At 57.1% G+C, this 12,091-nt stretch carries 11 protein-coding genes; 3 read left to right on the forward strand and 8 right to left on the reverse strand.

Translation table 11 applies throughout. The annotated features are described in order from the left end of the window. The first annotated feature begins 24 nt into the window (after positions 1-24). The 3 genes from CKW31_RS17575 (at position 25) to CKW31_RS17585 (ending at position 1,352) form a co-directional block, all read left to right on the forward strand. Complete coding sequence (locus CKW31_RS17575) at positions 25-222, forward strand: 4-oxalocrotonate tautomerase family protein (protein WP_095097715.1); 198 nt, start codon at positions 25-27, stop codon at positions 220-222. Between the two features lie 84 nt (positions 223-306). After that, positions 307-660: a putative quinol monooxygenase gene (locus CKW31_RS17580; protein WP_095097718.1), complete on the forward strand. Its 354-nt coding sequence runs from the start codon at positions 307-309 to the stop codon at positions 658-660. 77 nt (positions 661-737) lie between these two features. Continuing rightward, the gene (locus CKW31_RS17585; RefSeq protein ID WP_095097721.1) at positions 738-1,352 is read left to right on the forward strand and encodes a nitroreductase family protein; all 615 of its coding nucleotides are present in this window, start codon (positions 738-740) and stop codon (positions 1,350-1,352) included. 152 nt (positions 1,353-1,504) lie between these two features. On the opposite strand, the gene CKW31_RS17590 is transcribed toward CKW31_RS17585, so the two are convergent. From CKW31_RS17590 to iolE, 8 genes are all read right to left on the reverse strand, one after another. Beyond that, positions 1,505-2,527 carry an ABC transporter permease gene (locus CKW31_RS17590; RefSeq protein ID WP_095097724.1) on the reverse strand — a complete coding sequence of 341 codons (1,023 nt, stop codon included), beginning with the start codon at positions 2,525-2,527 and terminating at the stop codon, positions 1,505-1,507. Positions 2,528-2,563: 36 nt separating this feature from the next. After that, complete coding sequence (locus CKW31_RS17595; protein WP_095097727.1) at positions 2,564-4,117, reverse strand: sugar ABC transporter ATP-binding protein; 1,554 nt, start codon at positions 4,115-4,117, stop codon at positions 2,564-2,566. Positions 4,118-4,187: 70 nt separating this feature from the next. Further along, positions 4,188-5,123 carry a sugar ABC transporter substrate-binding protein gene (locus tag CKW31_RS17600; protein WP_095097730.1) on the reverse strand — a complete coding sequence of 312 codons (936 nt, stop codon included), beginning with the start codon at positions 5,121-5,123 and terminating at the stop codon, positions 4,188-4,190. A 474-nt stretch (positions 5,124-5,597) separates the two neighbouring features. Then, positions 5,598-6,608, reverse strand: a complete 1,011-nt coding sequence (locus tag CKW31_RS17605; RefSeq protein ID WP_095097733.1) for a Gfo/Idh/MocA family protein — start codon at positions 6,606-6,608, stop codon at positions 5,598-5,600. Positions 6,609-6,752: 144 nt separating this feature from the next. Continuing rightward, positions 6,753-8,684, reverse strand: coding sequence for a 3D-(3,5/4)-trihydroxycyclohexane-1,2-dione acylhydrolase (decyclizing) (gene iolD / locus CKW31_RS17610; RefSeq protein ID WP_095097736.1), 1,932 nt, complete (start codon positions 8,682-8,684; stop codon positions 6,753-6,755). 167 nt (positions 8,685-8,851) lie between these two features. After that, positions 8,852-10,354, reverse strand: coding sequence for a CoA-acylating methylmalonate-semialdehyde dehydrogenase (locus CKW31_RS17615; RefSeq protein WP_095097739.1), 1,503 nt, complete (start codon positions 10,352-10,354; stop codon positions 8,852-8,854). A gap of 24 nt (positions 10,355-10,378) precedes the next feature. Further along, entirely contained in the window at positions 10,379-11,167 is a 789-nt protein-coding gene (gene iolB / locus CKW31_RS17620; protein WP_095097742.1) for a 5-deoxy-glucuronate isomerase, read from the reverse strand. Next, a complete protein-coding gene (iolE, locus tag CKW31_RS17625) occupies positions 11,164-12,057 on the reverse strand; it encodes a myo-inosose-2 dehydratase (RefSeq protein WP_095097745.1) in 894 nt (297 codons plus the stop codon). Before iolE ends, iolB begins: the two co-directional genes overlap by 4 nt. Between the last annotated feature and the right edge of the window lie 34 nt (positions 12,058-12,091).

The following is a 12,091-nucleotide window of genomic DNA, read 5'->3' on the forward strand; positions in this document are numbered from 1 at the left end:
TTTTTATCCCAAGAGGAACACATCATGCCCGTAGTACGCGTTAGCTGGTTCGAAGGTAAAGAGCACGCTCAGAAAGCCACCGTTGCTGCCGAAATCACTGAAAGTATCGTTAAAAACACCGGCACCCCTGCCGAATACATCTACGTTATTTTCGAGGACGTAGCGCCATCGGACTGGGCGGGCTCAGGCAAGCTGTTCGGTGAAGCCCCCGCTAAATCCTGAGCCTTTTCACCGAATGCATCGGCTTGGCCAGCGATGCATCCTCCCCGGGTGTCATCTGACGCCGCCGATGGAAGAGCCCCTCGTATGCATCCATATATTTCCTGCCTGTTCTCCCTGGCAATCAAACCCGGCGACTTTCCTGAGTTCAAAGCGCTGATCGCGCAAATCGTTCCGGCGACCAGGCTTGAACCGGGGACAATGGTTTACGAATACAGCGTCAACGAAGATCAAAGCGTTGCGCATATTCTTGAGCGCTATAACGTCGAATCCGTGGTCAGCCATGTGGACACCACCTTTGCTCCATTCGGCAAACGCTTCCTCGAACTGTGCACCATCACCAGCCTGGTGGTGTATGGCACCCCTGATGCCGAGATTCGTAAACGTCTGGATCCGTTTGGTGCTGTGTACATGACACCGTTCGACGGCTTCAGCCGCTAACTCATCTGATCCGCGCAGACTCGCCGACTGAAAAACGGGCTGCGCCAACTCGCCCCCTTCACTGCACAGAGAGCACCATGTCCGCCATCGCTGACGTTATCAAGACCCGAATTTCCGCCAACAACTACGACACCGAGCGCAGACTGTCAGACCAGGAGATCGCCGATCTGATTGATCTCGCCACCCACGCGCCTTCTGCGTTCAACCTTCAAAACTGGCGATTCATCGCCGTGCGCAGCGAAGAGGCAAAAGTACGATTGCTGCCCTTGGCCTACGGCCAACAGAAAGTGATGGATTCAGCCGTGACGTTCATCGTCTGCGGCACCTTGAATCCGCACGAAACGATCTCTGCGTCTCTGAAACCGTCAATGGATGCCGGGGTCATCGACAAAGCCGTTTACGACATGTGGGTAGGTGCGGCTCAGGGAATGTACGCTGAAAACCCGAAGTTGCAGCGCGACGAAGCCATCCGATCTGGCTCGCTCGCCGCCATGACGCTGATGCTTGCCGCCAAAGGCCAGGGTCTTGATTCGACCCCGATGATCGGCTTCGACCAAGCTGCCGTTGCGCAGGCCTTCAATCTTTCAGCTGTCGAAATCCCTGTGATGCTGGTGACCGTGGGTTATCCGGGAGAAACCAACTGGCCGCAAAAGCCGCGTAAAGCGGTCAACGAGGTTCTTCAGTTCGTGTAACCAAAAAAGCTGCCAGCGCGACTGACTGAACAGTTGGGAATGCTGGCAGCTCATGTTGAGGCACTCGATCCACATTGAGCGATATAAAACTTCATCCGGCAACTGTCTGAGTCAATCAGAGCGTTCACTCAAGACCGGCGACGCTTAGGATTTCAGCGCTTGAGTTTGCGCTTGTTGCGGTACTGGTCGATTACCACCGCAATCACGATGATCAATCCCTTGATGATGTCCTGGATGTAGGCATCCACACCGACAAAGGTAAACCCGCTGGCCATTACGCCAAGGATCAGCGCACCGATGACCGTGCCGGTGATGCGCCCGACTCCACCCGCCAGACTGGTGCCGCCAATCACTGCCGCAGCAATCGCATCCAGCTCATAGGACATGCCCATGCCCGCCTGACCGGTAGCAGCGCGTGCCGAAGCCACCACACCGGCCAGCCCTGCGAGCAAACCGGCGATGCTGTAGACGATGATCAGATGGCGCTTGACGTTGATCCCCGACGTGCGCGCGGCCTGCATGTTGCCGCCAATGGCGTAGGTGTACTTGCCGTATTTGGTGTAGCGCAAAGCGATATGGAAAATCACCGCCACTACCAGAAAAATAATCACCGGCATCGCACCATGACCAATGGCAGTGTACGAATCCGAAAGCATGCTCACTGGCTGGCCTTCGGTGTAATAACGTGCCAGGCCACGGGCCGAAACCATCATCCCCAGGGTCGCAATAAACGGCGGGATACCCGTGACAGCAATGATGCTGCCATTGATTGCGCCCGCCAGTAGCCCCACTCCAAGCCCAACAGCCACCGGGATCCATACCGGTAAATCCGTCAGGCTGGGAAACACCGCTCGGGAGAAGTCGGAGGTTTGTGCCAGGCTGGCAGCAATCATCGCAGACAACGCCAGCACTGATCCCGAGGACAGGTCGATGCCCGTGGTGATAATCACCTGAGTCACGCCGATTGCCAGCAGGCCGATAATCGATACCTGCAGGATCATCAACACCAGACGCTGGGAGTTCATCAGAAAGCTTTGATCGCGCACGATCCAGCCGAATAGTTCAAATACCAGGCCAATGCCGATCAACACCAGGAAGATGCTGAGTTCGGTAGGCATACGTCGACGATTTTTGGTGGGCACTGTTGCCGATTTGTTTTCCGTTATTGCGTTCATAGCCCGTCACCTTTTTTGTTCTGCTTATTCTGCGGATCAGTGGAGCGCCGTCATTCCGGAGGCCAGTTGCATGACTTTTTCCTGGGTCGCTTCAGCCCGATCCAGCGTGCCCATCAGGTCGCCCTCATGCATCACCATCACCCGATCACTCATGCCCAACACCTCCGGCAACTCTGAAGAAATCATGATCACTGCCATGCCTTCACTGGCGAGGAAAGAGATCAGGCGATAGATCTCGGCCTTGGCGCCAACGTCGATGCCACGGGTGGGTTCGTCAAGGATGAGCAAGCGCGGGTTGGTCATCAGCCAGCGCGCCAGCAAGGCTTTCTGCTGGTTGCCACCGGACAGCGTGTCGATGCACTGTTCAAGGGAGGGGGTTTTCACCCGCAGTTTCTTGCACATGTCCTCGCACAATGCGCGCAGGGCTTTTTGCTGAATGAAACCGTGGCCGGAATAATGCGGCAGCACGGCCATCTCCATGTTTTCCAGCACCGACAGACATGGGAAAAGGCCACTCAGCTTGCGATCCTCGGTCAGCAGGGCAAAGCCTTTGTCGATCGCCATATGCGGATCGGTAATGCGCACCGCCTGGCCGTCGAGAAGTATCTCGCCACCACTGGCGGGGGTAATGCCAAAAATGGTTTCCGCCACGTTGGTCCGACCCGAGCCCATGAGTCCGGCAATGCCCATAATTTCGCCAGCGTGCAAGTCAAAGGATACGTCCTTGAACACGCCGTCCAGGCGCAGGTCTCGTACCGACAAGAGCAAATCGCCGATGGGCTTCTCGCGCACCGGAAACAACTGGCTCAGTTCACGGCCCACCATCATCGAAATAAGGCTGTCGCTGTTCATGCTGTCGGCGCGCTGCAGGCCGATGTAACGACCATCGCGAAATACCGCCACCTCATCAGCAATAGCGAACACTTCGTTCATTTTATGGGTGATGTAGATGATGCCTTTGCCCTGAGACTTGAGGTCGGCAATGATCGAAAACAGGTGGGCCACTTCCTTCTCGGTAATGGCCGAGGTGGGTTCATCCATGATCAGGATGTCGGAGTCATAAGATACGGCCTTGGCAATCTCAACCATTTGCCTTTCAGCGATGCTCAGGTTGCCCACATGCTCCTCAGGGTCAAGATTGATACGCAGGCGGGCCAGCAGTTGGGCGGTACAGCGGTGCATTTCACGGTGGTTGACCATGTGCAGGCTGTTGAGCTGTTCGCGGCCGATCCAGATATTCTCGGCGATGCTCATGTGGGGCATCAGGTTGAGTTCCTGGTGGATCATGGCGATCCCGGCCTTCTGGGCCGCCAGCGGTGTTTCAAACACTATCGGTTTGCCGCGCAGGCGAATTTCACCGGCGTCAGGCTGGTAGATGCCGGCGATGATTTTCATCAGCGTCGACTTGCCTGCACCGTTCTCGCCCATCAGCGCCAGCACCGAGCCCGGCCGTACGCGCAGTTGCACATCGTCCAGAGCGACAACGCCGGGGAAACCTTTGCTGATATTGACGATTTCCAGCAGGTAAGGCTCTTCCGGCAGCCGGGGCTGGATGGCGGGAGGCTGCGAGACAGTCGCTTGAGCGAACATAAAGCGGTACTCCATCTGCGAGGCGGCCGAAGCCGCACTGTCAGCTTATTGTTTTGTTTTTATGTCAGCGCTATTTGAAGTCTTTCACGTTATCCGGAGTGATCAACTTGAACGGGATGACGATGTTCTGTTCGATCGTCTCTTTCTTCGCCATCCGGCGAGCCGCCTCAAGAGAACCGACTCCCTGGCCTTTGGCATCCTGAAACACCGACACAGTCATCTCGCCTTTGGAGATCGCGTTCAGTCCATCAGGGGTGCCGTCCACACCCGCAATCAACACGCTACCTGGCTTGGTACCGGCCGACTTGAGTGCCATGGCTGCACCAATGGCCATTTCATCGTTATTGGCAAGCACCGCATCAAACTCACGCCCTTGGGTCAGCCAGTCGTTGACCAGCGTCATGCCCTTGTCGCGCAGCCAGACGCCACTTTGTTCCTGTTCAATCTTGATATCCGGGTATTTGGCCAGAATCTCCTTCACCCCCTTGGTGCGGTTGGTGGTGGAGTTGTTCGCCAGATCCCCCAATAGAATCACGATCTTGCCCTTGCCGCCGAGCTTGTCGGCGATGTACTGCATTTGCAGCCTGCCCGCCTCTTCGTCATTGGATGTCACAGCCGCAACCCCTTTGGGCAGGTCGGCCTGATCTGGACGGCGGTTGACATACACCAGCGGGATACCCGCCTCGATTGCCGCCTTACTGATCCGCGCCGTGGACGCCGTATCAACCGGGTTGACGATCATCGCATCGACTTTCTGGCTAATGAAATTCTCGACCTGACTCAGTTGCTTGACGACATCGGCGCGTGCGTCTTCGAATTGCAGTTGCACGCCATCGCCCTTGGGGTAAGCCTTGGCTTGCTTGTCCATATGTTCACGGACGTTGGTCAGATAGGTGTCGTCGAACTGCGACATGCTCACGCCGATCTTAAGATCGGCAGCCGTGGCAAAGCCGCTGGCGAGCAACATGGACATGGCCAGCGCGGTAAAACGGATCGGGGTCTTCATGAACGGTCTGTCTCCAGTATTTTTGTTTTTAAGACGTTGCGTTGATCAGAGCGGCTCGTGCGAAGTCAGCAGTGGAATCACCGGTTCACTTGGATGCAGCAAAGCCGGGAACCACTGTGTTCAACACGCAGCATATTGGGAAAGGAGAAGCAGGATGGCCGGGCGCGTGGCAGAACGCGGGGCTGGCAGGCAGGGCATTGACTCGCAGTACAACGCTGAAGACTTTCATCTGACGGTACCTGGTTGTTTGATCTTGTTTTTGTTGAGTCGCCCAAATCGGGTTCGGGACGTACTTTATGCAACCTGAAGAAGACTTTATTGGAAAATAATTTCTATATCAATATGTTTTAGAATTTAATTCCATTTTTTGTTTAAATTTCTCTCCCGGGCTCGGCATGCATCGAGGCAAAAACCCGATCAATAGCAGGCGCAGACTACCTGCGTGCACATTCTGACGAGATCTCCTCGATGAGATCAGCCGTAGAAGCGCGGACGTTCCGGCAAGCTGACCTTCACAATCTGCTCGCTGCCTTGCGCTTCAATACACGCATCTGCCGCCACCGCTGCCGCAAACCCGTCCCATGCAGAAGGTCCACCCACTTGCCCTGCGCGCACGCCATCGATAAAAGCCTGCAATTCCACGTCATAGGCACCAATGAATCGATCCTTCCAGTCCATCAGAATTGCATTGGAAAGCTTTGCGCCACTGCGTAATTGCACCTGGGACGGTTCAGGCAGTTTGGCGATACCGGTCTCCCCCACCACTTCGCACTGAATGTCGTAGCCATACTGGCAGTTGACGAACACCTCTACATCAATACGCGTGCCCCTGGCGGTTTCCAGCAGCACGATCTGCGGGTCACGCAGGTGCGCCAGGGCTTTATTGGATTTGCGCGGGAATACCACTTGTACCGACACGTAGTCATCGTTGAGCAGCCACCGCAACACATCCAGCTCGTGGATCAGCGTGTCGGTGATCGCCATGTCGGTCCTGTAGTGCTCGCCCACTGTCGGGTTGCGGTGCGCGCAGTGCAGCATCAATGGCTCGCCGATCTGGCCGCTGTCGATCACTGCTTTCAACGCGCGATAACCTTCGTCGTACGGGCGCATGAAACCGACTTGTACCAAACGCTTGCCGTAAGCCACTTCAGCATCAACGATAGTGCGGCAGCCAGCAGCGGTGACCGCCAGAGGTTTTTCGCAGAATACCGGTTTGCCAACGGCGATGGCGGCGAGTACGAACTCTTCGTGACTCGGACCCCATGACGTCACCAGCACGGCATCGACCTGTGGCGAATTGATCAGCGCATGTCCGTCGGGGTACACCTCGGCGTCCAGCTTGAGGTCGGCAATCACCCTGGCTGCCTGGTCGAGGTCTATGTCGGTAACCGCCACTACATGGCTGTTGAGCAGGGTCTGGCTGCAACGACGAATATGGTCACGGCCAATGGCGCCGGTCCCGATCACTCCTAGCTTCAATGACATACGCACACTCCCGTAAAACAAAAAAAAGTTACCTGATTTGGAATTCATTTCTGTAGAAGCTCACGAGCACCGCGCGGCAGCGATAGCGTCCTGTTTGATACACCCGCTATCGTTTGCTGCGCGACACCGCAGAGACTTCTGTCGTTAATACTGCCGCGCCTTCGCCAGCTGTTCATTGACCTTCTTCGCTGCAGCATTCGTGCGCTCGCTGGTGGACACCTGAGCCACACCGACCCGCCACCACGACAGGTAGCCATGGATCATGGTCTTGGGCAGCACCTTGATATCAATCAGGGTCGAGATGGTTTGCGTACGCGCATCGGCCAGAGCGTCCTTCAGTTGCTCGACGGTGCTGACCTTGTAGGTCTTGCAGCCATAGGCCTGCGCGCTCATGGCGAAATCCACCGGCACCAGACCGCCATCGAGTTTGCCGCTCTCAGGGTCGCGGTAGCGGAATTCGGTGCCAAAACTGTCCATGCCATTGCCGATCTGTAGGTTGTTGATGCACCCGAACGCCATGTTGTCGAGTAGCACAACGTTGATCTTGCGCCGTTCCTGAATCGAGGTGACGAGTTCTGAATGCAGCATCATGTAAGAGCCGTCACCGACCAGGGCGTAGACCTCTTTGGTGGGTTCGGCGAGTTTCACGCCAAGGGCGGCGTTGATCTCATAGCCCATGCACGAATAGCCATACTCGACGTGGTAAGTGTTGACGCCCTTGCTGCGCCACGCACGCTGCAGGTCACCCGGCAGGCTGCCGGCCGCAGCGACGATGATCGCGTCGTCGGCCAACACTTCATTCAACACACCAAGCACCTGGCTCTGGGTCAGGCACGAGCCAGTCAACTCGATGAACTCACGCAATACCGCACGATCAAGACGGTCATCAACCTCGGGGACGAAGTCGTCGCCCTGGTAGCGAACCTCATAAACCCGGTCCACTTCTGCCTCCAACTGCGCCTTGGCAGTACTAATCTGCTCACCCCAGCCGGAACGGTAATCGCCCAATACATCAGCCAATGCCTCCAGCCCGAGGTGCGCGTCGGACAGCACTTGCACGCCGTCCAGTTTCAACGCGTCGCAAGGATTGATATTGATATTGAGAAACTGCACCTCAGGGTGTTTGAACAGTGACTTCGACGACGTGGTGAAGTCGGTATAACGCGTGCCGATGCCGATGATCAGGTCAGCCTGCGGCGCCAGCTGGTTGGCCGCCAGACATCCCGTTTCACCGATACCGCCGAGATTCAGCGGGTGGCTGGAAAGCACTGCACTTTTGCCAGCCTGGGTTTCGGCAAACGGAATGTCGAAACGCTCTACAAACGCCTGAAGTGCAGCATTCGCACCCGAGTACTTGACCCCACCACCACAGATGATCAGCGGCTTACGTTTACCGTGGAAGGCGGCCAGGGCATCCGCTTTCATAGCTTCAGTCGGTGGTCGACGATCCAGACGATGTATGCGTTTTTGCAGGAAGTAATCCGGATAGTCCCAGGCTTCGGCCTGTACGTCCTGCGGCAGGGCCAGGGTGACAGTGCCGGTTTCCGCCGGATCGGTCAGCACACGCATGGCGTGGATTGCAGCCGTCATCAATTGCTCGGGGCGGTTGATGCGGTCCCAATATTTGCTCACGGATCGGAAAGCGTCGTTGGTGCTGATGCTCAGGTCATGAAACTGCTCGATCTGCTGCAACACCGGGTCGGGTTGTCGACTGGCATACACATCGCCGGGCAATAGCAGCAGCGGAATACGATTGGCCGTGGCAGTCGCGGCAGCGGTCAGCATATTGGCCGCGCCCGGACCTACCGACGAGGTGCATGCGTAGATCTTGCGCCGCAGGTGTTGTTTGGCAAACCCGATGGCGGCATGGGCCATGCCCTGCTCATTGCGCCCCTGATGCACCACCAGATCGCCGCTGTCCTGCTCAAGGGCCTGACCAAGGCCTAGCACGTTGCCGTGGCCGAAAATCGTGAAGACTCCGGCGACAAACTTGCTCTGCACACCATCGACTTCGATGTATTGGTTATCCAGAAACTTCACCAGGGCCTGAGCCATGGTCAGTCGCGTTGTAGTCATGTCGCGCGCCCTATCGATTTTTCTGGAGGGCGAAGCAGGCAACCGATGCCTGCTGAATGTCCACCGGGGAACGCTTGAGAGCGCCCCTTCGGTCAAGGGCAATATGTAGAGGCGTTTGCATTATTGTTGTGCTCCACTAGTTGTTGGTTGTGCTCAACCGGGAATGGTCATTTGGCCGTCGGCATGCTGAACTCGGGGCCCTTGGCAATACTGTCGGGCCAGCGTTGCATCACGCTTTTGTAACGGCTGTAGAAGCGAATGCCCTCTTCCCCATAGGCATGATGATCACCAAACAACGAGCGTTTCCAGCCGCCGAAGGAATGCCAGGCCATGGGCACCGGGATCGGCACGTTGATGCCGACCATGCCCACCTTGATGCTGCGGGCGAAGGCTCGGGCAATGCCGCCATCGCTGGTGAAGCAAGACACGCCATTCCCGAATTCATGGGCGTTGATCAAGGCCACAGCGCTGGCGAAATCCGCCACACGCACAATGCCCAGCACCGGTCCGAAGATTTCTTGTTGATAGATGCTCATTTCCGGGGTGACGTTATCGAACAGCGTCGCCCCGACGAAGAACCCGCCCTCCGCACCCGGTACCTTGAAGCCACGCCCGTCGACAAGCAGTCTGGCGCCTTGTGCCACGCCCTGTTCTATAAAACCCTCGACTCTGGCCTTGTGCTCCCCGGTGACCAACGGCCCCATATCGCTGTCGTTGTTCATGCCGTTGCCGACCTTCAGCCGGTCGATGCGCGGCAGCAATTTGTCGATCAACTTGTCACCGACGTCGCCAACCGCAACGGCAATCGAGATCGCCATGCAGCGCTCACCAGCCGAGCCGTAGGCTGCGCCAATCAACGCGTCTGCTGCCTGATCGAGATCAGCGTCGGGCATCACGATCATATGATTCTTAGCACCGCCCAAGGCCTGCACGCGCTTGCCGCGTTGCGTCGCCTGCTGGTAGATGTACTCGGCAATCGGCGTAGAGCCAACAAAGGAAATCGCCTCGACGTCCGGATGCTGCAGCAAACCGTCGACCGCGCTTTTATCGCCTTGCACCACGTTGAATACGCCCTCGGGAAGACCGGCTTCGGTCAGCAGGCGCGCCATCAGCAAACTGGCGGATGGATCACGCTCGGACGGTTTGAGGATGAAACAGTTACCGGTGGCCAGGGCCATCGGGATCATCCACAACGGCACCATGACCGGGAAGTTGAACGGCGTGATGCCGGCGCATACACCCAGTGGCTGACGCACGCTCCAGTTATCAATGCCCCCGCCGATGTTGTCGCTGAAACGTGTGGTCAGCAGGTTGGGCGCACCGCAGGCATACTCGACAATCTCGATGCCGCGAGTCACTTCACCCTTGGCGTCGGAAAAAACTTTGCCGTGTTCGCGGCAGATAATCTCGGCCAACTCGTCATGGTGCTGCTCAAGCAGTTCCTTGAACTTGAAAAGCACCCGCGAACGACGCAGGGATGATTGCTCCGACCATTCCGGAAACGCCTTGAGGGCCGAAGCGACGGCAGCATCGACGGTCTTCTGACTGGCCAGGCCTACACGCGCCTGTACTTCGCCCGTGGCCGGGTTGAATACCTTGCTAAAACGCTCGCTTTCGCGGTCCTGCACCTGTCCGTTGATGTAGTGGCCAATTATCGGGGTGCTACTCATTGTTCTTGTTCTCCGTCGAAAAGGTTAAAGGTCGAGCAGCCAGCTATGCTGTGGGTCATTATGGAAATGCCAGGCGCGTTTGGGACCGGCCATCACATTCAGGTAATAAGACTCGTAGCCATACGGCACGCTCACCGGGTGATAACCCTTTGGCACCACCACCAGATCGCTGTTTTCCACGGCCATGGCCTCGTCGAGACTGCGGTCATCGGTGTAAACGCGCTGGAACACAAAGCCTTGTGGCGGATTGATCTGGTGGTAGTAGGTTTCTTCAAGAAAGCTCTGATGAGGCAGGTCATCAGTGTCGTGTTTGTGTGGTGGGTAACTCGACGAATGTCCGGACGGCGTGCGCACCTCTACGACCAGTAATGAATGTGCTGGCTCGCTGTCCGGCAGGATGTCGCACACATAGCGAGTGTTGGCACCTTTACCGCGCACGCTGCGCTTGCAGGCTTCGGGGCGAATCAGACGCGGCTCATAGCCCTGCGCACCCGGTGCAGCGCAAACGGCGATCTGCACGTCGCTCAAAGCAGTCACCTGAGCGTTGGTGCCCGGCGGAAGGTAAGCGGCAAACGGTGACTTGTCGTCAAAGACCGATTGGCGATCCCCCAGATTTTGCCAGTTGAAGGCTTCACCCTCGATGTTTACGCGACCGCAGAGCAGCACCAGGCAAAGCTCCTTGTCGCCAGCACTGACCGGCAGGGTCTCGCCCAGACTCAGGTGGTAAGCGGCGAAGCCTACATACTCCAGGCGACCGTCTTCCAGGGAGACCATGGTTTGTCCATGTTTATTGCTTTTGACCAAAAGACTCATTGTCCAACCCTCTCGTTGAGAAGTGCACGCAAAGTGTCATAACCCTTTTTGGCGTAGATATAGCTGGGCGCCACGGCCGGGTCCTGCTCGGCCTCCACCACTAGCCAGCCCTTGTAGTTCGCAGCGAGCAGTACGTCCAGCAACGACGCAAAGTCGATATCGCCATCGCCGGGCACCGTGAAGGTGCCGTTGACGATGCAGTCGGGAAAGCTCCACATCTGGTTACGAGCCAACTGCACCACCGGCTTGCGCACGTCTTTGAAATGGACGTGACAGACACGGTCGATGTGTTTGCGCAGCACTTCGATGGGCTCGCCGCCGCCCATGTAGCAATGGCCTGAGTCAAACAGCAGGCCCACTTCAGGACCCGTCCGGCTCATGAGCTGGTCGATGTCTTCAGGGGATTCGACGTACGCGCCCATATGGTGGTGGTAGGCAAGATGCACACCTTGCGACAAGGTGAAGCCCGCCAGTTCGGTGAGTTTGTCGGCGTAATCCTGCCAGGCCTGCTCGCTATGGAAGCGTGGTCGTTCGATGAGGCGTGTGGGTGAACCCTGGATAGAGTCGGCGACTTCGCCATAGACCAGCACTGAAGCGGCATTTTGCTTCAGCAGTTCGAGGTGACCGGCAATGGCATCGATCTCTTCGGCTACTGATCGCCGCGCCAGGCGGCTGGAGTACCAGCCGGAGACCAGGGCCAGACCGTAGGGCCGCAGCACATCGCCAACGCCCTTGGCGTCTTTGGGAAATTTGCCGTTGAGTTCGAAGCCTTCATAGCCGATGTCCTTGCCTTCTTCAAGGGCAGTGCTCAAAGGCGTTTCACCGCCTAAGGCCGGCAGGTCGTCGTTGCTCCAGGAGATCGGATTGATGCCAATTCGGATTGCGGGCATGGCTGCACCTTTTATTGTTTTAGAAAGCAATGAG

Source organism: Pseudomonas sp. Irchel 3A5 (genome assembly GCF_900187575.1).
In the GTDB taxonomy this organism is placed as follows: Bacteria; Pseudomonadota; Gammaproteobacteria; order Pseudomonadales; family Pseudomonadaceae; genus Aquipseudomonas; species Aquipseudomonas folii.

What these genes read in the sequence shown, in the direction of transcription:
- CKW31_RS17590 (WP_095097724.1), bottom strand. Translation starts at nt 2,527, where the DNA reads ATGAACGCAATAACGGAAAACAAATCGGCAACAGTGCCCACCAAAAAT.
- CKW31_RS17595 (WP_095097727.1), bottom strand. Translation starts at nt 4,117, where the DNA reads ATGTTCGCTCAAGCGACTGTCTCGCAGCCTCCCGCCATCCAGCCCCGG.
- CKW31_RS17615 (WP_095097739.1), bottom strand. Translation starts at nt 10,354, where the DNA reads ATGAGTAGCACCCCGATAATTGGCCACTACATCAACGGACAGGTGCAG.
- CKW31_RS17580 (WP_095097718.1), top strand. Translation starts at nt 307, where the DNA reads ATGCATCCATATATTTCCTGCCTGTTCTCCCTGGCAATCAAACCCGGC.
- iolE (WP_095097745.1), bottom strand. Translation starts at nt 12,057, where the DNA reads ATGCCCGCAATCCGAATTGGCATCAATCCGATCTCCTGGAGCAACGAC.
- CKW31_RS17600 (WP_095097730.1), bottom strand. Translation starts at nt 5,123, where the DNA reads ATGAAGACCCCGATCCGTTTTACCGCGCTGGCCATGTCCATGTTGCTC.
- CKW31_RS17585 (WP_095097721.1), top strand. Translation starts at nt 738, where the DNA reads ATGTCCGCCATCGCTGACGTTATCAAGACCCGAATTTCCGCCAACAAC.
- CKW31_RS17605 (WP_095097733.1), bottom strand. Translation starts at nt 6,608, where the DNA reads ATGTCATTGAAGCTAGGAGTGATCGGGACCGGCGCCATTGGCCGTGAC.
- iolB (WP_095097742.1), bottom strand. Translation starts at nt 11,167, where the DNA reads ATGAGTCTTTTGGTCAAAAGCAATAAACATGGACAAACCATGGTCTCC.
- CKW31_RS17575 (WP_095097715.1), top strand. Translation starts at nt 25, where the DNA reads ATGCCCGTAGTACGCGTTAGCTGGTTCGAAGGTAAAGAGCACGCTCAG.
- iolD (WP_095097736.1), bottom strand. Translation starts at nt 8,684, where the DNA reads ATGACTACAACGCGACTGACCATGGCTCAGGCCCTGGTGAAGTTTCTG.